The organism is Streptomyces sp. TLI_171 (genome assembly GCF_003610255.1).
Lineage (GTDB): Bacteria > Actinomycetota > Actinomycetes > Streptomycetales > Streptomycetaceae > Kitasatospora.
On sequence record NZ_RAPS01000001.1, the window covers coordinates 5614551 to 5634462 of the forward strand.

Annotated in this window: 17 protein-coding genes and 1 pseudogene; 11 read left to right on the plus strand and 7 right to left on the minus strand. The window is 74.8% G+C overall.

Features of this window, described 5'->3' with window-relative positions:
- Window positions 1-61: 61 nt before the first annotated feature.
- Window positions 62-1657 carry a CdaR family transcriptional regulator gene (locus BX266_RS25310; RefSeq protein WP_099903396.1) on the minus strand — a complete coding sequence of 532 codons (1596 nt, stop codon included), beginning with the start codon at window positions 1655-1657 and terminating at the stop codon, window positions 62-64.
- 232 nt (window positions 1658-1889) lie between these two features.
- On the opposite strand from BX266_RS25310, the gene pruA reads away from it, so the two are divergent.
- The 4 genes and pseudogenes from pruA to BX266_RS25325 all read left to right on the plus strand — a co-directional run bounded on the left by pruA (window position 1890) and on the right by BX266_RS25325 (window position 5966).
- Window positions 1890-3518 (plus strand): L-glutamate gamma-semialdehyde dehydrogenase, encoded by a 1629-nt coding sequence (pruA, locus tag BX266_RS25315; protein ID WP_099903398.1) that lies wholly within the window; start codon window positions 1890-1892, stop codon window positions 3516-3518.
- A gap of 93 nt (window positions 3519-3611) precedes the next feature.
- A complete protein-coding gene (locus BX266_RS25320; RefSeq protein ID WP_099903400.1) occupies window positions 3612-4541 on the plus strand; it encodes a proline dehydrogenase family protein in 930 nt (309 codons plus the stop codon).
- A 264-nt stretch (window positions 4542-4805) separates the two neighbouring features.
- Window positions 4806-5102 (plus strand): annotated as a pseudogene (locus BX266_RS41215) (transglycosylase SLT domain-containing protein); the annotation flags it as partial.
- Window positions 5103-5168: 66 nt separating this feature from the next.
- Window positions 5169-5966: a CHAP domain-containing protein gene (locus tag BX266_RS25325; RefSeq protein ID WP_099903402.1), complete on the plus strand. Its 798-nt coding sequence runs from the start codon at window positions 5169-5171 to the stop codon at window positions 5964-5966.
- Window positions 5967-5975: 9 nt separating this feature from the next.
- Here the strand turns inward: BX266_RS25325 and BX266_RS25330 are convergent, their stop codons facing one another.
- A complete protein-coding gene (locus BX266_RS25330; protein WP_099903404.1) occupies window positions 5976-6404 on the minus strand; it encodes a hypothetical protein in 429 nt (142 codons plus the stop codon).
- Entirely contained in the window at window positions 6404-7624 is a 1221-nt protein-coding gene (locus tag BX266_RS25335) for a TerD family protein (protein WP_099908296.1), read from the minus strand. Before BX266_RS25335 ends, BX266_RS25330 begins: the two co-directional genes overlap by 1 nt.
- 138 nt (window positions 7625-7762) lie before the next feature.
- Between BX266_RS25335 and pepN the strand changes: the two genes are divergently transcribed.
- Window positions 7763-10264: an aminopeptidase N gene (gene pepN, locus BX266_RS25340; RefSeq protein ID WP_099903406.1), complete on the plus strand. Its 2502-nt coding sequence runs from the start codon at window positions 7763-7765 to the stop codon at window positions 10262-10264.
- A 55-nt stretch (window positions 10265-10319) separates the two neighbouring features.
- Here pepN and BX266_RS25345 read toward each other — a convergent pair whose 3' ends face one another.
- Window positions 10320-11252 carry a hypothetical protein gene (locus BX266_RS25345; RefSeq protein ID WP_099903408.1) on the minus strand — a complete coding sequence of 311 codons (933 nt, stop codon included), beginning with the start codon at window positions 11250-11252 and terminating at the stop codon, window positions 10320-10322.
- Between the two features lie 282 nt (window positions 11253-11534).
- Here BX266_RS25345 and BX266_RS25350 point away from each other — a divergent pair, with 282 nt between their 5' ends.
- Entirely contained in the window at window positions 11535-12035 is a 501-nt protein-coding gene (locus BX266_RS25350; protein ID WP_099903410.1) for an SsgA family sporulation/cell division regulator, read from the plus strand.
- On the opposite strand, the gene BX266_RS25355 is transcribed toward BX266_RS25350, so the two are convergent.
- The 3 genes from BX266_RS25355 to BX266_RS25365 all read right to left on the minus strand — a co-directional run bounded on the left by BX266_RS25355 (window position 11954) and on the right by BX266_RS25365 (window position 15153).
- Window positions 11954-13372 carry a GAF domain-containing protein gene (locus BX266_RS25355; protein WP_099903412.1) on the minus strand — a complete coding sequence of 473 codons (1419 nt, stop codon included), beginning with the start codon at window positions 13370-13372 and terminating at the stop codon, window positions 11954-11956. The two genes, BX266_RS25350 and BX266_RS25355, sit on opposite strands and share 82 nt — an antisense overlap.
- 193 nt (window positions 13373-13565) lie before the next feature.
- A complete protein-coding gene (locus BX266_RS25360) occupies window positions 13566-14552 on the minus strand; it encodes a M48 family metalloprotease (protein ID WP_099903414.1) in 987 nt (328 codons plus the stop codon).
- A gap of 232 nt (window positions 14553-14784) precedes the next feature.
- Window positions 14785-15153 carry a BlaI/MecI/CopY family transcriptional regulator gene (locus BX266_RS25365; protein ID WP_099903416.1) on the minus strand — a complete coding sequence of 123 codons (369 nt, stop codon included), beginning with the start codon at window positions 15151-15153 and terminating at the stop codon, window positions 14785-14787.
- A gap of 183 nt (window positions 15154-15336) precedes the next feature.
- Here BX266_RS25365 and BX266_RS25370 point away from each other — a divergent pair, with 183 nt between their 5' ends.
- The 5 genes from BX266_RS25370 to BX266_RS25390 all read left to right on the plus strand — a co-directional run bounded on the left by BX266_RS25370 (window position 15337) and on the right by BX266_RS25390 (window position 19912).
- On the plus strand, window positions 15337-15975 hold the full coding sequence (locus BX266_RS25370) for a phosphatase PAP2 family protein (protein ID WP_099903418.1): 639 nt from the start codon (window positions 15337-15339) through the stop codon (window positions 15973-15975).
- Window positions 15976-16095: 120 nt separating this feature from the next.
- The gene (locus BX266_RS25375; protein WP_099903420.1) at window positions 16096-16608 is read left to right on the plus strand and encodes a pyridoxamine 5'-phosphate oxidase family protein; all 513 of its coding nucleotides are present in this window, start codon (window positions 16096-16098) and stop codon (window positions 16606-16608) included.
- Window positions 16609-16742: 134 nt separating this feature from the next.
- Complete coding sequence (locus BX266_RS25380) at window positions 16743-17864, plus strand: TIGR03364 family FAD-dependent oxidoreductase (protein WP_099903422.1); 1122 nt, start codon at window positions 16743-16745, stop codon at window positions 17862-17864.
- Window positions 17865-17909: 45 nt separating this feature from the next.
- Window positions 17910-18590 carry a phosphonatase-like hydrolase gene (locus tag BX266_RS25385; RefSeq protein ID WP_099903424.1) on the plus strand — a complete coding sequence of 227 codons (681 nt, stop codon included), beginning with the start codon at window positions 17910-17912 and terminating at the stop codon, window positions 18588-18590.
- Window positions 18591-18682: 92 nt separating this feature from the next.
- Complete coding sequence (locus BX266_RS25390) at window positions 18683-19912, plus strand: glycoside hydrolase family 3 N-terminal domain-containing protein (protein ID WP_099903426.1); 1230 nt, start codon at window positions 18683-18685, stop codon at window positions 19910-19912.

Sequence of the window (19912 nt, forward strand, 5' to 3'; positions counted from 1 at the left end):
GGGAGGGTGCTGCTCTCCCCGGGGCGGATCGTGCCGTTCCCGGGAACCGAGCCGGCGGTGATCAGTTCTCGGCAAGCCTCAACTGGAGCATGGCGAGCAGGCGTTGCTGGGGCTGGGTGAGGTCCAGGCCGGTCAGCTGCTCGGCGCGGCGCACCCGGTACCGCAGCGTGTTGGGGTGGATGTGCAGGGCGTCCGCCGCGGTGCGGACCTCGCCGAGGGCGTCGAGGTAGGCCAGGACGGACTCGGCGAGCCGGGTGTGGTGCCGGGCGTCGTAGGCGGTGAGCGCGGTCAGACGGGGGTCGCGCAGCCCGGGGCGGTCCTGGAGCAGGGCGAGGACCTCGGAGACCAGGACCTCCGCCTGCACGTCGTGCAGGGCGGCCACGTCGGGGACGACCCCGCCGCGGCCCATCGCGTCGAGGATGCGGTCGGCCTGGGCCCGGGAGTCGGGGACGTCGGCCAGCGTGGGGACGGTCGGGCCGATCGCGGCGCGCAGCGGGATGGACAGGTGGTCGCGGGCGGCGTCGACGGTCTCCTGGGCCCAGTCGCGGAGCGTGGGGAGCGGCAGCCCGGGCGGGAGCTCGGGGAGCAGGACGTAGATCCGCGAGTCCACCGGGGCGAGCAGCGCGCCGCGGTGCCGGGCGGCGGTGTGGACGGAGATCAGGCCGGTCACCTCGTCGCGGGAGAGTTCGGCGTCGCGGCCGTCGGTGGCGGCCGGGGCGTAGGCGAGCACCGTGGCGGGGCGGCGCAGGTCGAGGCCGAGGTGGGTGGCCAGCGACTGGGGGCCGGTGGAGCCCTCCAGCAGGCCGGTCAGCAAGGTCTGGGTGAGCCGGGTGTCGGCGGACAACTCGCGGCGGCGGCGCACCAGTTGGGCGGCGGCGACCCGGGCCGCGCCGGTCAGGGCCTGCTCGGCGGTGTCGGAGAGCGGCCGGGATCCCTCCTGGACCCAGATGGTGCCGAGCGGCTGCGCGCCGGAGCGGATCGCGATGGCCAGCCGGCGGCGGATGCCGAGTTCGGGGTGGGCGGCGATCTCGATCGCGCCGTCGGAGCCGCGCAGGTGCGAGAAGACACCCCACTCGCGGAGCTTGGCGAGGTACGGCTCGGGCCCCTGCCGGCCGAGGATGGACAGCCGGCGCAGGTCGTCGACCTCGTCGGTCTCGGAGGTGCGGGAGTAGGCGAGCACCCGGCTCGAGGTGTCCTCGATCGAGACGATGCCACCGGTGAGGACCGCCACCGTCTGGGCGAGCGAGAACAGGTCGCCGGTGGCGGGCTCGCCGGGCTCGGCGGTGTCGGGGCCGGTGAGCAGGGTGCGGGCGAGCGAGTCCAGGTGCTCCCAGCGGGTCTCCCGGCGCACCGAGAGCAGCGCCACCCCGGCCTCGGTGGCGGCCTCGCGGAGCGCGTCGGCCTGGCCGGGACCGTCGAGTTTGACGGCGACGGCGGCGGCCCGGGCCCGTCCGGCGGCGCGCAGCGCGGGCAGCGCGGCCCGGCCGCGGGCGCCGATGGCGAGGACGAGTTCGCCGGGGGCGGCGGTGGGCGGGTCCTCCGGGTCGAGGATGGCCACGTCGCGGACCGGGACGTCCAGGCCCGCGGGCGCGGCCTGGAGTTCCACCAGGGGCTCGCCGAGCGACATCAGCAGCTGGCGGAGGGGGAGGCCGGTCATCGGCGGGTCCTTCGTCGGGTCGGACAAGATCCGGAGTCCGAGTTTAGTGAGGCGGACAGGAAGCCGGAGCCGTGACCGCGACGTGACGGTGTTCGTCCGCCCGGACAACGGCGTGCGGGGGACTTTGGCGGCGCGGCCAACAGAACCGGGCGGGAACGGGGAATAGCGTTTCTTCATGGCCGACGTGCGACCCGCGTCGGCGTCCCATGACGAGAAGGAGAGCGTGCGCGCCATGGATGCTGTGACCCAGGTCCCCGCGCCGGTGAACGAGCCGGTCCACAGCTACGCCCCCGGCAGCCCCGAGCGGGTGCGCCTGGAGGCGAAGCTGAAGGAGCTGGGCGGCCAGGGGCCGATCCAGCTCACCATGACGATCAACGGGAAGCAGCGCCTCGGCGGCGGCTCCGAGATCCACGTCGTGCAGCCGCACAACCACGCGGCCCGGCTCGGCACGCTGCGCAACGCCACCCAGGACGACGCGCGCGAGGCCATCGACACTGCCCTGGCCGCCGCGCCGGCCTGGCAGGCGCTCTCCTTCGACTCCCGCGCCGCGATCTTCCTGCGCGCCGCCGACCTGCTGGCCGGCCCCTGGCGCGAGACGCTGGCCGCCGCCACCATGCTCGGCCAGTCGAAGACCGCCCAGCAGGCCGAGATCGACACCCCCTGCGAACTGGTCGACTTCCTGCGCTTCAACGTGCACTTCGCCCGGCAGATCCTCGCCGAGCAGCCGATCTCCTCCGACGGCGTGTGGAACCGCACCGACCACCGCCCGCTGGAGGGCTTCGTCTACGCGATCACCCCGTTCAACTTCACCGCGATCGCCGGCAACCTGCCGACCGCGCCCGCGCTGATGGGCAACGTGGTGATCTGGAAGCCGTCCCCCACCCAGCAGTTCGCCGCGCACTACCTGATGCGCCTGCTGGAGGCCGCCGGCCTGCCCAAGGGCGTCATCAACATGGTGACCGGCGACGGCCTGGACGTGTCCGAGGTCGCCCTCAAGCACCCCGCGCTGGCCGGCATCCACTTCACCGGCTCCACCGCCACCTTCCAGCACCTGTGGCGCTCGGTCGGCGAGAACATCTCCGGTTACCGCACCTACCCGCGGATCGTCGGCGAGACCGGCGGCAAGGACTTCCTGGTCGCCCACCCGTCCGCCGACCCGGCCGTGCTGAAGACCGCGATGACCCGCGGCGCCTTCGAGTTCCAGGGCCAGAAGTGCTCGGCGCTCTCCCGGGCCTACGTCCCCGCCTCGCTGTGGGCCGGGCTGAAGGACGAGTTCCGGGACGAGGTCGAGTGGCTGACCATGGGTGACGTCTCCGACCTCGCCAACTTCATGGGCGCCGTCATCGACGAGCGCTCCTTCGCCAAGAACAAGGCCGCCATCGACCGCGCCAAGGCCGACCCGAAGGTCGAGATCCTGGCCGGCGGCAGCTACGACGACTCGGTCGGCTACTTCGTCCGCCCGACCGTGCTGGTCTGCCAGGACCCGGAGGCGGAGTACTTCAAGGACGAGTACTTCGGCCCGATCCTCTCGGTGTACGTCTACGAGGACGCGAAGTACGACGAGATGCTCGCGCAGATGGAGTCGGTGTCCTCCTACGGGCTCACCGGCTCGATCATCTCGCAGGACCGCGAGGCCGTGCAGCACGCGATGCGGGTCCTGCGCAACGCCGCCGGCAACTTCTACATCAACGACAAGCCGACCGGCGCCGTCGTCGGCCAGCAGCCCTTCGGCGGCGGCCGGGCCTCCGGCACCAACGACAAGGCCGGCGCCAAGCAGAACCTGATGCGCTGGACCTCCACCCGGTCCATCAAGGAGACGTTCGTCCCGCCGACGGACTACCGCTACCCGCACATGGGCTGACCGGCCCTCAGTGTGCCCCGGCGGGGCGGCCACCACCCCCGGCCGCCCCGCCCCCCCTCTCTTCCAGCTGATCCGCTTTGTCGGGAGTCCACGATGCTCCGTTCCGCCCTCCTCGCCGCCTCGCGCTCCCCGCAGGTGCGCACCATGGTCGAGAAGTTCCCGCCCACCCACGCGATCGTCGAGCGCTTCGTCGCCGGCGAACGGCTCGACCAGGGCATCGCCGCCACCGAGACGCTGGTCGCCACCGGGCGCAAGGTCACCCTCGACCACCTCGGCGAGGACACCAAGGACGCCGACCAGGCCGCCGGCACCGCGCTGGCCTACGAGCACCTGCTGGCCGCCCTCAAGGAGACCGGCCTGGCCGCCTCCGCCGAGGTCTCCGTCAAGCTCTCCGCCGTCGGACAGTTCCTCCCCGTCGACGGCGAGAAGATCGCCCTCGAGAACGCCCGCCGGATCTGCGAGGCCGCCGCCGACGCCGGCACCACGGTGACCCTCGACATGGAGGACCACACCACCACCGACTCCACCCTCGCCATCGCCCGCGAGCTGCGCGCCGACTTCCCCTGGCTCGGCGTCGTCCTCCAGGCGTACCTGCGCCGCACCGAGGCGGACTGCCGCGACCTCGCCCACGAGGGCTCCCGGGTCCGGATCTGCAAGGGCGCCTACAAGGAGCCCGAGTCGGTCGCCTTCCAGGGCAAGCGGGACGTCGACCTCGCGTACGTCCGCGCCCTCAAGGTTCTGATGGCGGGCGAGGGTTACCCCATGGTGGCCTCCCACGACCCCAACATGATCAAGATCGCGGGCCAGCTCGCCGAGTGGAACAAGCGCGACGCGACCTCCTTCGAGTACCAGATGCTCTACGGCATCCGCCCCGAGGAGCAGCTCCGCCTCGCCGAGGCCGGCAACACCATGCGGGTCTACCTCCCCTACGGCCAGGAGTGGTACGGCTACTTCATGCGCCGCCTCGCCGAGCGCCCCGCCAACCTCACCTTCTTCCTCCGCGCCATGGCCACCCGCGGCTGACCCCTCCTCATCCCCCCTGAGCGGCGGACCGGACTCCCGGTACCGCCGCTCAGTGCTGTCCGAACTCCCGCGGCCGGCCGAGGAGTTGTCCGTTCCCGGTGGCCGGGATCGGGGAGTGGGCGGGCGGGTCGACGTGCAGGGTTGCGGGGAGTGGGGGTGCGAGGGCACGGTGAATACGGAGGCCGCGGTTCGGGAATTTCGGACGGTGCGGCCGGGTGATTCTTTGATGTTTTTGCGGAGTTCCCGCGCGCTGCAGGAGTAGCTGTGAATCTCAACGATTTGAAAGCTCTGGCGGAGCAGGCCGGTTTTTCCGGTCCGGACATTGCTGTCGCGGCGGCGGTTGCCACGGCGGAGTCCGGCGGGAACCCGGATGCTCTCGGTGATACCACGTTGGTGGACGACAAGTGGGGGCCGTCCGTCGGACTGTGGCAGATCCGCGCTCTGCGGAAGCCGCAGGCGTACGGCTACCCGGACACCCTCCGGGTGGAGGCCGATCTGCACGATCCTCGTCGGAACGCCACTGCCGCCCATGCCATTTTCAAGAGCGGCGGGGGGTGGAAACAGTGGAGCACCTACACCGACGGCGCCTATCTGGCCCACCTCGACGCCGGGTCAGGAACGACTGGCATGAACGATCGAGATCTCGTCATCGACAAGGCCAGGTCGTACATCGGTCTGCACGAGACCGGCGACAATCGGACCGAATTCGGAAAGGAGTACGGGGAGGACGGTGTCGCCTGGTGCGACATCTTCGTCTGGTGCATTTTCAACCGGGTCGGACTGGTGGGTCTGCTGCCCGGGAAGTTCGACAACTGCGGCAGGTCGACCGAGGCGTGGAAGGAGATGGGGCGCTTCTCCGAGTATCCGGCGCTGGGCGCCCAGGTGGTGTTCGGGCCCGGCGGCGGTGAGCACACCGGCATCGTGGTGGACTACGGACCGACCACGGTGACCTCCGTCGAGGGCAACTGGAACGACCAGGTGTCGCAGGTGACCCGCGAGCGCCGGGACGCGTTCGTGTTCGGGTACGGCTATCCCCGGTTCGCCGAGGGGATCCGCAGCGCGGACCCCAACTACCAGCCCCAGGGCGGCGAGGCCCCGATCCAGCCGGTTCCGGCCCCCGCCGACGGGCAGCCGGACGTGCTCTACGTCGGGCAGCTCAACCACGCGGCGAGCTGGGACCCGCCGGCCGAGCAGGGGCACCGCTCCTACTGCTGGCCCCAGGTGCTGCGCCTGGAGCAGGCGTTGGAGTCGGAGGGCCTGCTGGCGCACGCGTTCGTCGACGGCTCGTACGGATCGGTCACCATCGACGCGTACCGCCGGCTCCAGCAGAACCTGGGCTACGCCGGCCAGGCCGCGGACGGCAAGCCCGGGATGGCGTCGCTGTCCTGGCTGGGCAGCCGGCACGGGTTCCGGGCCGAACCCTGAGCCGCCGGCTCAGGACGGGTCGAAGCGGCCCTCACGCCAGGCGGGGAACGGGGCGTGGGGGGCCGCGGGGGAGCCGACGGTCTCCAGGGCGGTCGCGAAGTCCTGTGCGAGGGTGCGCAGTTGGGCGCGGAGGGCCCCGTAGCGGTGGTGTTCCACGGCCGGGGAGGGGGTCCAGTCGGTGCGGGAGGCGCAGGTGACGGTGACGGTGTCGGGAGTGGGGAAGGCGAAGGCGAGGGAGCGTTCCAGGCCCTGCGGACCGAAGTACCAGGAGTCGGTGCCGAACCCGCCCGCCGACGCGGTCGCCCCGGCCGCTGCCAGGTCTCCCGCGCCGACGATCACCAGGGAGGCGAAGTCGTGCTCCTCGTCGGTGAGTTCGGGCTCGCGGTCGGCGGGGAGCGAGGTCGCGGCGGGCGGGTGGAGGGTGACCGAGAAGGGCATCAGAGCATCGCGGCGGCGGGCTTGACCATGGAGCGGGCGGTCTTGGCGTCGACGTACTCGCCGAGGGCGGTCATCACCCACTCGCCGGAGAACTGGCGGACCAGCTTGCACATGGCGACGCCGGTGCGGGCCTCGGCGTGGGTGAGGTCGAAGCGGACCAGCTCCTCGCCGCCGGCGGCGTCGACCAGGCGGCAGTAGGCGTTCTTGACGTCGGTGAACTTCTGGCCGGAGAAGGAGTTGACCACGAAGACCAGGCCGCAGACCTCGGGCGGCAGGCCGCCGAGGTGGACGGTGATGGATTCGTCGTCGCCGCCGCCCTTGCCGGTGAGGTTGTCGCCGGAGTGGGCGATCGCGCCGTTGAAGAGCGAGAGCTTCATGAACCAGGCGGTGTCGATCTTGCTGCGCTGGGCGTCGAAGGCGATGACGGAGGCGTCCAGGTCGATGTTGCGGCCGTGCCCGGCGGGCTCCCAGCCGAGGCCCATCCGGACGGCGTCGAGGAAGGGCCGGCCGGCCTTCTCCAGCGAGACCGAGCCGCCCTTGACCAGGTTGACCCGGCCCTTGTCGAGGGTGATCTTGCCTACGGCGGGCGAGCCGGAGGGCATCGGCGGCGGGGCGGCCGCACCCCGCGGCGCGGTGGCGGGCATCGGCGGGGCGGCCGGTGCGGCAGCCGGCGGTGCGGCCGGTGCGGCGCCCGGAGCGGCCGCGGGCGGGGCGGCGGCCGCGGGAGTGTCCTCGACCGAGACGCCGAAGTCGGTGGCGATGCCGGCCAGTCCGTCGGCGTAGCCCTGGCCGACGGCGCGGACCTTCCACTCGGCGCCGCGCCGGTAGACCTCGATCACCACCAGGGCGGTTTCCCGGGTGAGCCGGGGCGGGGTGAAGGTGAAGAGCTCGCGGCCGGTGTCGGCGTCCCGGAGGGTCGCGGTGGGTTCGGTGCCGGCGAAGGTGGCCTGCTGGTCGTCGAGCGAGGCGGTGACCACGATGCGGGTGATGTCGGCGGGCACGGCCGCGGTGTCGACGGCGATCGCGTCGGGGGTGGCCCCGGCGGCCGGACGGTGCGTCACCCCGGGGCCCTGCGGGGCGTTGAAGAACACGAAGTCGGCGTCCGAACGGACCTTGCCCGCCTGGGTGAGCAGCAGCCCGGAGACGTCGAGCCGCTTGGGCGCGGTGACCTCCACCACCACCCGGGCCGATCCCAGGGGTGCGTTGCCGCCCTGCACCAGAACAGTGGACACGTGTTCCTCCTCGACTAGCCGCCGGCCCCACCCTAGCCAACCGGCCGCACCCGGCGGGGTACGCCGCGAGCGAATCCCGACCCGGCCCGCTTGCCCGGGCCGGGCGGGCTCGGCGAGCATGCGGTCATGCCAGCACTGCAACGATCCGAAGCAACCGTCCGTGCCCGCCTGCTGGAGGTGCGCGGCTACACCGTCGACCTCGACCTGACCCGCGGCGCGGAGCAGTTCGGCAGCACCACCGTGATCCGCTTCGGGTGCGCCGAGCCCGGCAGCGACAGTTTCGTCGACCTGGAGCCGGCGGTCCTGCACCGTGCGGTCCTCAACGGACAGGCGCTGGACGTCTCCGCGCTGGACGGCAACCGGCTGGCGCTGCCCGGCCTGCGGGCCGAGAACGAGCTGGTCGTCGAGGCCGAGATGCGCTACTCGCGCACCGGCGAGGGCCTGCACCGCTACACCGACCCGGCCGACGACGCGGTCTACCTGTACGCGACCTGCGGCCCCGACCTGGCGGCCAAGGTGTTCGCCTGCTTCGACCAGCCCGACCTGAAGGCCCCGATCACGCTGACCGCCACCGCGCCGCCGGAGTGGACCCTGGTGTCCAACGGCGCCCGGGTCAAGTCCGAGGGCGGGCACTGGGAGTTCGCGGCCACCAAGCCGATCTCCAGCTACCTGTTCACGGTGGTCGCCGGCCCGCTGCACTCGGTGTTCGCCGAGCACGACGGAATCCCGCTCGGCCTGCACGCCCGCCGCTCGCTGGCCGCCGAACTCGACCGCGAGGCAGCGGAGTTGTTCGAGGTGACGGCCGCCTCGCTGGACCGGCTGCACCAGTTCTTCGACGAGCGCTACCCGTTCGGCGAGTACCACCAGGCGTTCGTGCCCGAGTTCAACTGGGGCGCGATGGAGAACCCCGGCTGCGTGGTGTTCCGCGACGAGATGCTGTTCCGCGACCCGGCCACCGCGGCCGAGCGGGAGCGCCGCGCCATGGTGGTCTGCCACGAGATGGCCCACATGTGGTTCGGTGACCTGGTCACCATGCGCTGGTGGGACGACCTGTGGCTGAACGAGTCGTTCGCCGAGATGCTCGGCTACCGGATCGCCGCCGAGGCCACCCGCTTCACCGGCTCCTGGACGGGCTTCAGCGTGCAGCGCAAGGGCTGGGGCTACGACGCCGACCAGCGCGGCTCCACCCACCCGGTGGCGGGCAACGGCACCCGCTCGGTCGCCGAGGCGATGGTCAACTTCGACGGCATCTCCTACGCCAAGGGCGCCTCGGTGCTGCGCCAGCTGGTCGCCTGGCTGGGCGACGAGGCGTTCTTCGCCGGCCTGAACGCGTACTTCGCCGACCACCTCTACGGCAACGCCGAACTGCCGGACTTCCTGGCCGCGTTGGCCGCCAGCAGCGGCCGCGACGTGCACGCCTGGGCGGACGCCTGGTTGCGCACCAGCGGGGTGGACACGCTGCGGGCGGAGGCCGAGCGCGCCGCCGACGGCACGCTGACCGCGCTGACCGTGGTCAACGAGGGCGAGCGGCCGCACCTGGTCCGGATCGGCGGCTACCGCTTCGTCGACGGCAGGGCCGTCCCGGTCGCCGTCGCCGCGGTGGAGATCGGCCCGGGCCGCCGCGTCGCGGTGCCCGAACCGGTCGAGGCCGGGGCCGAGTTGATCGTCCCCAACGACGGCGACCTGAGCTGGGCCAAGATCCGGCTGGACGCGCACTCCTGGCGGCTGGTCACCGAGTCGCTGTCGGCGGTCGAGGACGACGTCACCCGCGCCGTGCTCTGGGAGCACGCCCGCGACCTGGTGCGGGACGCCGAACTGGACCCGGTCGAGTACCTGGCCCTGATGGAGCGTCACCTGCCCGCCGAGCGCTGCGACGTCATCGTCGAGACGGTGCTCGGCTTCGCCCGCACCCACGTGGCCGGCCGCCACCTGACCGGCGCCCGCCGCACCGCGGGCCTGGCCGCCGTCAGCCGCACCGCCCGCGCCCTGCTGGCGACCGGCAGCAGCGAGGGCATCCGGCTGGCCGCGCTGCGCACCGCCGTGGAGAGCAGCGGCGGCCCCGAGCAGCTCGCCGAGCTGCGGGGCTGGTTGGCGGGCGAGCGGGTGCCGGCCGGGCTGGCGGTCGGGCCGGAGCTGCGCTGGGCGGGCCTGGCCCGGCTGGCGGCCCTCGGCGAGCTGGACGAGGCGGCGATCGCCGCCGAACTCGCCCGCGAGCCCGGCACCGAGGCCGAGTTCGGGGCCGCCCGCTGCCGGGCGGCGCTGCCCGACGCCGAGGCCAAGGCGGAGGCCTGGCAGCGGCTGTTCGACACCGACACCGCGCTGTCCAACCGGCTGCTGGAGGCCACCGCCCGCGGCTTCTGGACCTCCGGCGACGAGGCCGAGCAGGCCCGGTACGCGCTGCGCTACTTCGAGCGGATCGGCGAGGCCGCCGAGCGCGGCGACATCGTCGCCCGGCTGCTCGGCACGGTGCTGTACCCGGTCGCGCAGGCCACCTCCGAGGCGGTGGCCGCCGCCGAGGCCGCGCTCGCCGACCCGGGGCTGTCGCCGGCGCTGCGCCGCAACCTCGCCGACGCCACCGACGACCTGCGCCGCACCCGCGCGGTGCGGGCGGCGTTCGACGGGAGCTGACCGCACGTCGGGGGCGGGCCGCCGGGCGTACCGGCGACCCGCCCCCGACGGTCCGTCAGAAGCCGCCGCGGGCCGCGACCGCGCGGCTGGTGGGCAGCGCGAACGCGGAGGCCGTCCAGCTCTCCGGGGCGGTGTCCGAGGGCGCGCCGATCGCGCCGGTGACGGTGAAGGTGTAACTGCCGGGCCGCAGCGGCAGGTCCGGCGGGGTGGTGAAGCGGTACACCAGGGTGTCGCGCTCCAGCGCGATGGTGGCGACCGCGCCCGGCAGGTCGGTGCCGGGCACCGTGCCGGGCAGCGCGGCCGGGCGGTTCAGCCGGAACTCGACCTGCAGCGCCGTCATCGCCTCGTCCACCCGCACCTCCAGGGTGTGCCGGGTGCCGGCCCGGCCCAGCGCGTCCACCCGGGCCTGGCCGGACAGCGTCCGCGGCGGGGCGGCGACCAGGTCCGGTCGGGTCGGCGAGCCGGTCGGCGAGCCGGTCGGCGACGGGCCGGCGGCGAGCGGGGCGCGCGTCCCGCTCGGGCTCGGCGAGGTGGACACGGTGGCGGAGGCCGAGGCGGTCGGACGGTGCCCGGCGGGCCGCACGGGCGGCGCGGAGGCGGCGGCCGCGGACGGGTGGGCGGCGGGCCGGCTCGGCGAGGGGCTCGGGGTCGGCGAGGCCCCGGCGCCGGGCGCGCCCGCGGCCAGGGCGTCGGCGGTGGCGCGGGCGGCCTCGGCGGTGGGGGCCGGCTGGGCGGGGCTGCCGCTCGGGGCGTCCGGGCTGGGCGCGGGCGGCCCGCCGACGGTCACGCCGGGGCGGCGGCCGACCTGCTGCTGCTCGTTCAGGAGCCAGGTGGTGGCCAGGCTGATGCCGACCACCGTGGACATCGCCATCGCCGCGCCGGAGAACCGGATGGTGGGCAGCCGCAGCCGCCCGCCGAAGGGCCGGGGTCGGCCGTGCCGTCCCGACCGGCCCGCGGAGGCGGGCCGGGAGTGCTCGCGGAGCGCCACCGGGCTCCCCTTCCTGGACAGGTCCGCACGCGACACCACGCCCCGTGCGCGGCCCGGACGGGCCCGGACGAACGGGGCGGGAGGGTCGAGACTACCAGCGGTCTGACGGTCCGCCAGATCCCGGACGAAACCCGTCGGCCGAATCGAGTCCGTCGGGCGGGCGGCGGGTTCGCGACGGCGGCGGTGGCGGGAACCGGCCCGTGCAACCCCCTGCAACCGTTGCGGGGGGCGGGGTGCTGACGCAGGCTGGGGCAGGTACCCAGCCGCTTCGGAGAGATCGTCATGCCGTGCGACCCGCCGTCCGCCCCTTCCGACCAGCCGATCGCCGCCACCCCCACGGGCGGCGGCCGGGACGGAGCCACCGCGCCCCCGTCGGTGGTGGAGGAGGTCATGGTGCTGCGGATCGCCCTGGACCAGGACCTGGTCGGTGACGTCCGCACCCGTTTCCGGTACGACGCCGCGGCGCCGTACGAGGTGCGCCTCACCTTCCACCTGGGGCGGTCCGACGAGGCGGACTGGGTCTTCTCCCGCGACCTGCTGCGGGACGGACTGGAATCGCTCAGCGGGCACGGCGACGTCAAACTCTGGCCCGCCCACTGCCCTTGCCACGGCGCCACCCTGCACCTGGCGCTGGAGTCCCCGCACGGCAGCGCCCTGCTGGAGGCGTCCCGGCCGCAGGTGAGCGCCTGGCTGGAACGCACCTACACCGCGGTGCCCGACGACCAGATCATCGAACTGCTGCCCAGCGACGCGGAGTTGGCCGCGCTGCTGGCCGACGGCTGAGCCGCCGCGGCGCGCCCGGGCAGCCGGAGCAGGCCGCGCGCCAGGTCCGCCCGCAGGACCCGCACCGCCGGGGCGGCGGAGCCCGGCAGCAGGTCGTCCGGCTCGTCCGGGCCCAGCACGGTCACCTCGGCGGCGGCCGCCAGCCGGTACGGCCGGGCCTCCAGCAGCGCCCCCAAGTGTCTTCGCAGTCTCGACAGTTCGGCGCGGACCGTGACGGTCCTGGCCGGCTCGGCGAACAGCGCCTCGGCCAGCCGGGCGGCGCTCAGGCCGTCCCGGTGCAGGGCCAGCAGCAGGAGCAGTTCGGTGTGCCGGGGACTCGGGGTGTGCGACCAGGCGCCCGCGCTGCCGCGCACCCGCAGCTCCGGGCGGTCCGGGCGGCGCAGGTCCAGCTCCAGCACCGCGGCCTCGGACTGCTCGGCCAGCTCCGCGGACCGGACCCCGGACGGGCGGATCAGCCAGCCGTCGGCCAGCGGCTCCACCGCGCACTCGCCGAGCGTCGGCACCCACTGCAGGCCGCCGCTGCCCCAGTCGCCCGGCGGCAGCGCCAGCCGGGGCGGGCCGGGCAGCCCCACCGCGGCGGCCGTCCAGCCCGCCCCGTCCACCACCAGCGCCGGGCCGCCGAACCGGGCCAGCAGCGGCACCGCCACCGTGCGCAGCCGGTGCAGCGCCTCCAGGTGGGCGGCCCGCAGCTCGGTCTCGGCCAGCCGGGCGGCGGTCAGCGCCAGCTGCCGCAGGTAGGGGTGGTCGCCCGCGGCGGGGCCGCTGAGGTTCACCACCCCGGCCGGCCGCCCGGTGCGCGGGTCGCGGACCGGGACGCCCACGCAGGTCCAGGTGTGGTGGCTGCGCAGGTAGTGCTCGGCGGAGTGCACCACGGACGGGCGGGCGGTGCGGGCGGCCAGGCCGATGCCGTTGGTGCCGACCTGGTCCTCCGACCAGAGCGCGCCCTGCTCGAAGCCGATCGCGTCGACCTCGCGCTTCAACTGCCGCTCCCCGTCCATCCACAGGATGCGCGCCTTCGGGTCGGACACCGCCAGCACCACCGGCGTGGCCGCCCCCGGCGGGAACAGCGTGGAGCGCAGCACCGGCAGCACCGGTTCCAGGCCGGTGGCCCGGCGCAGCTCCTCCAGCCGGCCGGGATGCACCCGGTGGGCCTCGCGGGCCCGGTCCGGGTCCAGCCCCAGCCGGCGCAGCCGCGCCCAGGAGTCCTCGATCTCCGGGCGCACCTCCTCGCCGGCCTGCGTCCCGCCGCCCGTCATGGCCCGCTCGTAGGCCGTGACCAGGCCGTACGGGCCGCCCGGCCGGCCGGGCGGTTTCCCACCGCCTCCGCTGCGCTGCATCGCTGTCCCCCCGGCTGTCACCGTTTCGGCTGCCAGAGTAAGGCCGCCCCGCGCGGGACGCGCCGGGTCCCGGCGAAGACTCGTCCGGGCCCGGAGGCATGATGCAGACTGGTCTGTTTCCGGTCCCGGCACCCCGGGTGCGCCGGGTGGTGCGCCGGGCGCACCCGGGCTGCCGACGCCCGCTGACGGGTGGTCAGCGGTGGTGGGCGGGCAGCTCGCCCTGGGCGGTCTCGACGGACCGGTGCAGGTCGTGGCCGGCCTCGGCGGCGGCGCCCGCGGTGGCGGCCAGGCAGCCCGCCAGGGCCAGTGCGGCCACCGCCCGCAGCGCCCGGCGGTGCGGGGGCGCGGGCGACAGCAGGGCGCGGACCCGGCGGGGGACGGGGCCGGTGGCGGCGCCCGGGGCCAGGCGGGGGCGCGGACCGGCCGGGGCGCGGGCGGCGGCCAGCGCGGCCCGGCCGATCGCGCGGGCGGTCACCGCCCGGTCGCCGACCTCGGCGGCGGCGCACTCGTCCGCCCAGCGCTCCAGGTGGTAGCCGAGCGCCGGGCCCAGCGAGCGCAGCGCCGGGTGGCAGGCGGCCGCGTACTCGGCGGCGGCCAGCAGCAGGTGGTGACGGCCGGCCAGGTGGGCCCGCTCGTGGGCCAGCAGCGCGACCCGCTCGGGGGCGCTGAGCGCGGCCAGCATGCCGGTGGTGGCGACCACCCGGTGCGGGCGGCCGGGCAGCGCGTAGGCGTCGGCCCGGTCGTCGCTCAGCACGGTGAGCGCGGGCGACCGGTCCGGCCGGTGCAGCAGGGTGCGCAGGCCCGACGGTCCGTCACCCGTCGCGGCGCGGGCCCGGCGCAGGTCGACGAGCTGCCGGCGGACGGTGCGGGCGCCCAGTGCGGCGATCACCAGCAGCGCCAGGCCGGCCGTCGCCGAGGCGGGCGCCCACTCGGCCCCGCCGGGCGCGGAGGGGCGCAGCAGCGCGGGGGAGAGGTGGGCCAGCGCCGCCGCGTACGGCAGGTGCAGCAGCCCGGAGGCGGCGAGCAGGCCGAGCGAGGCCAGCGCGGCGCCGCCGAGGGCGACCGCGGTGGCGGCGAGGGTGAGGGCGGCGGCGCGCGGGGCGAGCTGCTCGGCCAGCCGGCGGGCCAGCGGGGCGGCCAGCAGCGGCAGCAGCAGCGGCGCCCAGACGGCGAGGGTCACGGGCGCTCCCGAAGAGGCTGCGCCCTCACCACCAGGGGCGCGGGGAGAACGCGGTGCCCGCACAGCCAGGGGCGGGGGGAACTGCGCGAGGCGGAAGGCATCGCGGGGCAAGGTCGCGCCGTGGGCAATGACGTGCCGCTCGTCGCGATCTGAACGCTGTGCCTGGCTGGTCGCGCAGTTCCCCGCGCCCCCGGTTGTGCAGGCCCTGGTTGGTTGCTGTGCAGCAAGAGGGTCATGTCGGCTCTCCGAGGAGGTCGCGGAGCAGGCGCTCGTCGGCGTCGGACAGGTCGGAGACGAAGCGGGCGAGCACGGTGGAGCGGTCCCGGCCGCGGTCGAGTTCGCTGCGCATCCGGCGGGCGGCGAGGCCGTCGGCGTCCGGCACGGTCGGGGTGTAGGCGAAGGCCCGGCCGGCCTTGCTGCGGGCGACGGTGCCCTTCTCGTGCAGCCTGGCCAGGATGGTGGCGACCGTGGTGCGGGCCAGGTCGGCGTCGACGGCGTCCTGCACCTGCTGCGGGGTGAGGGGGGTGCCGGCGGCCCAGAGCGCGGCCAGCACCTGGGCCTCGAGTTCGCCCGCCGGTCGACGGGCGGGTGAATCCGTCATGTCGCGAAAACCTCCGGCATTCGTCTACAGTCCAGTGGACGTCTACACCAATGTAGACGGTGGGGCGGTCCCCCGTGCGGACACCCCAACGTAACGGGAGGTCCGCCAGCCTTGCCCCTGACCCTGCCCCTCGGGGCGGCGACTGCGCCGCACCAGGTGTCCGTTCTGGTACATGTTGTCCCTGTGATCCCGAATGTTCATCCCTCCGCCCGCCTGCTCGCCTACGACGGCAGCGGCATCGACGGCGGCCTCTACAGCCGGATCAACGGGTGGGCCCAGGCCGCGCCGCACTGGCTCGACCAGCTGGTCAGGCTCTGGTCGGCGCTCGGCCTCGCGGTCTTCGCCCTGCTGATGGTGTGGGCCTGGTGGCGGGCCCGGGCCGCCGACTCGGCGGTGATGGCCCGGGTGCTCGCCTCCCCGCTGATCGTGATCGCCGCGTACGTGGTCAACTCGGCGCTCAAATCGGTGGTCGAAGAGGTCCGGCCGTGCCGGCAGCTGGCCGGCACGGTGGCCCTGGAGGCCTGCCCCGGTCCCACCGACTGGTCGTTCCCCAGCAATCACACGGTGATCGCGTTCGCCGCCGCCACCGCGCTCTGGTTCGCCGACCGGCGGCTGGGGTGGATCGCCGCGCTCGCCGCCGTGCTGATGGGCGCCTCCCGGGTCTGGGTCGGCGCGCACTACCCGCACGACGTGGCGGTCGGCGCCCTGGTCGGGGTGCTGGTGGCGATCCCGCTCGCGCTGCTCGCCGGACGGGTCGCGCCGCTGGTCGACCGCCTCCGGATCGGCCGGCTGGCCCCCGTGCTGGGGGCCGGCGCGGCCTGATCGGTCGGGGCCGGTCGGCCTCTTGTGCGGCCGCGCCGCGCAGGGAGAGCATGTGAGCCGGGCAGGGGTGGACTCCCCGCCCGGCTCGGTGTTTTCTGCAGCTCTGCGGAGGGACGCGCCATGCCGTACCGACTCGACGTCATCCAGGGGAACTGGCCCGCGGACGAGCTCGGGAAGGGGGTGGAGGGCCTGCTCGCGGACAGCACGGTGCTCAGCCTGGCCACGGCGGGCCACGAGCGCGGGCCGCACGCCAACCTGGCCTTCTACGCCTTCGACGCCGAGCTGGTGCTGTACTTCGTGAGCGAGCGCTCCACCCGGCACAGCCTGCTGCTGGCCGAGGACGCCCGGGCCGCCGGCACCGTGCACCTGCCGCCGCCGGTCTTCGGCGAGCAGCTGCGCGGCATCCAGCTCAGCGGCAGCGCGAGCGAGGCCTGGGGCCGGCAGGCCGAGGCCGCGCTGGCCGCCTACCGGGGCCGCTACCCGGACTTCGCCACCGACCCCGAGGTGCGCGAGCAGTTCCTGGCCGGGCGGGGCGCGGCAGCGCTGTACCGCTTCCAGGTGGAGGAGCTGACCGCCGTGGACGAGCCGCGCTTCGGCCGCCGCAACTACCTGCACGCGAAGGTGGTGCGCTGACGGTCCGTCGGGCCCCGAGCGCGGACATCCGGGCCGAGGTTGGCCAAGGTTGTATGGACAACTCTTGCGGTCGGTTCACCTCGCCGACGCGAGGTGGACGACCTGCGGCCACCTCGACGCCGGAGCCTGTCCGCATGAGAGTCATCGTCGTAGGAGCAGGCGTGCTCGGCAGCATGCACGCCTGGCAGGCCGTCGAGCGCGGCCACGAGGTCGTCCACCTGGAGCGCGAGAGCGAGGCGCGCGGCGCCTCCGTCCGCAACTTCGGCCTGGTCTGGGTCAGCGGGCGCGCCGCCGGGGAGGAGCTCGAGGTCGCGCTGCGCGCCCGCGAGCTGTGGGAGCGGATCGGCGAGCGCGTCCCCGGTCTCCGGTTCCGGCCCAACGGCTCGCTCACACTCGCCCGCACCGAGGCCGAACTCGCGGTCGCCGAAGCCGCGGTGAAGCTCCCCGACGCCGAGGCCCGGGGCTACCGGCTGCTCGGCCCCGACGAGGCCCGGGCGCTCAACCCGGCCCTGCGCGGACAGTTCCTCGGCGCCCTGCACTGCTCCCGGGACGCCGCCGTCGAACCCCGGGTCGCCCAGCCCGCGCTGCGCGCCGCGCTGGAGGCCAGTGGCCGCTACACCTTCCTGCCCGGACGCGAGGTCCGCGAACTGGTCGGCGACCACGCCGTCCGCGACGACCACGGGCAGCTGCACCGAGGCGACCTGGTGATCCTGTGCACCGGCGCCTGGCTCGGCGGGCTGGTCCGCGAACTCGCCCCCGACCTGCCGGTCCGCCGGGTCCGCCTGCAGATGATGCAGACCGACCCGCTCGGCGAGACCCTCACCACCTCGGTCGCCGACGGCGACTCGTTCCGCTACTACCCGGCCTTCGCCGGCCCCGAGCTCGACGCCCTGCGCGCCGCCCAGCCGCAGCCGCCGGTCGCGGACGAGCACAAGATGCAGCTGCTGATGGTGCAGCGCCAGGACGGCGGCCTCACGGTCGGCGACACCCACGAGTACGACCAGCCGTTCGGCTTCGACGTGGTCGAGGACCCGTACGAGCACCTGGCCGGCGTCGCCGAGGAACTGCTCGGCCGCCCGCTGCCGAAGATCCGCCGCCGCTGGGCCGGGGTCTACGCCCAGTGCACCGACACCACCCGGGTGGTGCACCGCCAGCAGGTCGCCGCCGGCGCCTGGCTGGTCACCGGCCCCGGCGGCCGCGGCATGACCTGCTCCCCGGCCATCGCCGAGGCCACCGCCGACGCCGCCGGCCTCTGAGCCACCCGAGTGACCGTCAACTCCGTTCGACCGCAAGGGCAGACAATGACCACGCACGATGTGACCCTGGTGGTGCTCGACATGGCCGGCACCACCGTCGCCGACGACGGCCTGGTGGAGCTCGCCTTCGCCGCCGCCGCCCGCTCGCAGGGCGTCGAGACCGGCAGCCCCGAGCACGCCGCGATGCTGGAGCACGTCCGCGCCACCATGGGCGAGTCCAAGATCTCCGTCTTCCGCCACCTGTTCGGCGAGGAGGATCGCGCGCAGCACGCCAACCTGGCGTTCGAGACCGCGTACGACGACCTGGTCGGCCAGGGCCGCTGCGAGGCGCTGCCCGGCGCGGCCGAGGCGATCGCCGAACTGCGCGGCCAGGGCCGGAAGGTGGCGCTCACCACCGGCTTCTCCCGCACCACCCAGGACCGGATCCTGGCCGCGCTGGGCTGGCAGGACATCGCCGACCTGACGCTCTGCCCGGCCGAGGCCGGCCGCGGCCGGCCCTACCCGGACATGGTGCTGGCGGCCCTGCTGCGCACCGGCACCGACTCGGTGCGGCAGATCGCGGTGGCCGGCGACACCGGCTACGACATGCTCACCGGCGCCCGGGCCGGCGCCTCGGTGGTGGCCGGCGTGCTGACCGGCGCGCACGACGAGGCCCGGCTGCGCGCCGACGGCGCCACCCACGTGCTCGCCTCGATCGCCGAGCTCCCCGCGGTGCTGAAGGGCTGACCCCGCCCGGTTGTCCGCCGGACGGCCCCGGGCGACGCCCCCGGGGCCGTACGGTGCTGGCCTGACGGGCATTTGCATGCTTGTCTGATGGCATGTCGGTGTCACTGAGGTCGCTCGGAGTGCTCGCCCTCGGCCTGGTGCTGCTCACCGGCTGCGGATCGCCCGGCTCGGGCGGCGGTGCGGCCTCGCCCAGCCCCAGTCCCAGCCCGAGCAGCGCCGAGCCGAGCGGGAGCGCCGTGCCCAGCAGCCCGAGCCCCACGCCGTCCCCGACGCCCCCGCCCACGCCCTCGCCGACACCGTCGCCGACCCCGACCCGGGACGCCGCCGAGCTCGCCGGGCAGCGGATCGTCTACTCGTACCCCGGCACCGTCGTCCCCGCCGAACTGCTGCAGCGGGTCCGCGAGGGCCGGGTGGCCGGGGTGATCTTCTTCGCCGAGAACGTCGGCAGCGACGCCGCCGCGCTGAGCACCGCCGTCGAGGAACTGCGGCAGGCGGAACAGCACAGCCCGCACCCCCGCGCGCTGCTGCTGATGACCGATCAGGAGGGCGGCCTGGTCCGGCGGGTGCCCGGCGGGCCCGCGCAGTCCGCGAAGGACGTCGGCCGCTCCGCCGACCCGGTCGGCGACGCCACCCGCACGGGCAGGCAAGCCGCCGCCGCGCTCGCCGCGTTCGGCCTCAACCTCAACCTGGCGCCCGTCCTGGACGTCTACCGCACGCCCGGCGACTTCGCCGACAGCGCCCAGCGCTCCTACAGCACCGACCCCGCCACCGTCGGCAAGCTCGGCTCCGCCTTCATCAAGGCCCAGCAGGGCGCCGGCGTCGCCGCCACCGCCAAGCACTTCCCGGGCCTGGGCAGCGCCGCCACCGGGGCCAACACCGACGAGGAAGCCGTCACCCTGACCACCTCGCTGGACCAGCTGCGCACCGTCGACGAACGCCCCTACCGGGACGCCGTCGCCGCCGGCGTCAAACTGGTGATGCTCTCCTGGGCGGTCTACCCCGCGCTCGACCCCGGCCACCCCGCCGGGATGTCCACCGCCGTGGTCCGGGACGAACTCCGCGGCCGCCTGGGCTTCCGCGGCGTCACCGTCACCGACGCGCTGGAGGCCAAGGCACTGGCGCCGGTCGGCGGCACCACCCAGCGCGCCCTGGCCGTCGCGCACGCCGGCGTCGACCTGATCCTCTGCTCGGCCCGCGACGTCGGCCAGGGCGACCAGGCCGCCGCCGCGCTCGCCGCCGCCCTCGGCTCCGGTGAACTCGACCGGGCCGAGTTCACCGCCTCCGCGGACCGGGTCGACGCGCTGCGCGACTCGCTGAAGTGA

What these genes read in the sequence shown, in the direction of transcription:
- BX266_RS25350 (WP_099903410.1), top strand. Translation starts at nt 11,535, where the DNA reads ATGCCGTGCGACCCGCCGTCCGCCCCTTCCGACCAGCCGATCGCCGCC.
- BX266_RS25330 (WP_099903404.1), bottom strand. Translation starts at nt 6,404, where the DNA reads ATGCCCTTCTCGGTCACCCTCCACCCGCCCGCCGCGACCTCGCTCCCC.
- BX266_RS25310 (WP_099903396.1), bottom strand. Translation starts at nt 1,657, where the DNA reads ATGACCGGCCTCCCCCTCCGCCAGCTGCTGATGTCGCTCGGCGAGCCC.
- BX266_RS25365 (WP_099903416.1), bottom strand. Translation starts at nt 15,153, where the DNA reads ATGACGGATTCACCCGCCCGTCGACCGGCGGGCGAACTCGAGGCCCAG.
- BX266_RS25390 (WP_099903426.1), top strand. Translation starts at nt 18,683, where the DNA reads ATGTCGGTGTCACTGAGGTCGCTCGGAGTGCTCGCCCTCGGCCTGGTG.
- pepN (WP_099903406.1), top strand. Translation starts at nt 7,763, where the DNA reads ATGCCAGCACTGCAACGATCCGAAGCAACCGTCCGTGCCCGCCTGCTG.
- BX266_RS25385 (WP_099903424.1), top strand. Translation starts at nt 17,910, where the DNA reads ATGACCACGCACGATGTGACCCTGGTGGTGCTCGACATGGCCGGCACC.
- BX266_RS25320 (WP_099903400.1), top strand. Translation starts at nt 3,612, where the DNA reads ATGCTCCGTTCCGCCCTCCTCGCCGCCTCGCGCTCCCCGCAGGTGCGC.
- pruA (WP_099903398.1), top strand. Translation starts at nt 1,890, where the DNA reads ATGGATGCTGTGACCCAGGTCCCCGCGCCGGTGAACGAGCCGGTCCAC.
- BX266_RS25375 (WP_099903420.1), top strand. Translation starts at nt 16,096, where the DNA reads ATGCCGTACCGACTCGACGTCATCCAGGGGAACTGGCCCGCGGACGAG.
- BX266_RS25380 (WP_099903422.1), top strand. Translation starts at nt 16,743, where the DNA reads ATGAGAGTCATCGTCGTAGGAGCAGGCGTGCTCGGCAGCATGCACGCC.
- BX266_RS25325 (WP_099903402.1), top strand. Translation starts at nt 5,169, where the DNA reads ATGAACGATCGAGATCTCGTCATCGACAAGGCCAGGTCGTACATCGGT.
- BX266_RS25355 (WP_099903412.1), bottom strand. Translation starts at nt 13,372, where the DNA reads ATGCAGCGCAGCGGAGGCGGTGGGAAACCGCCCGGCCGGCCGGGCGGC.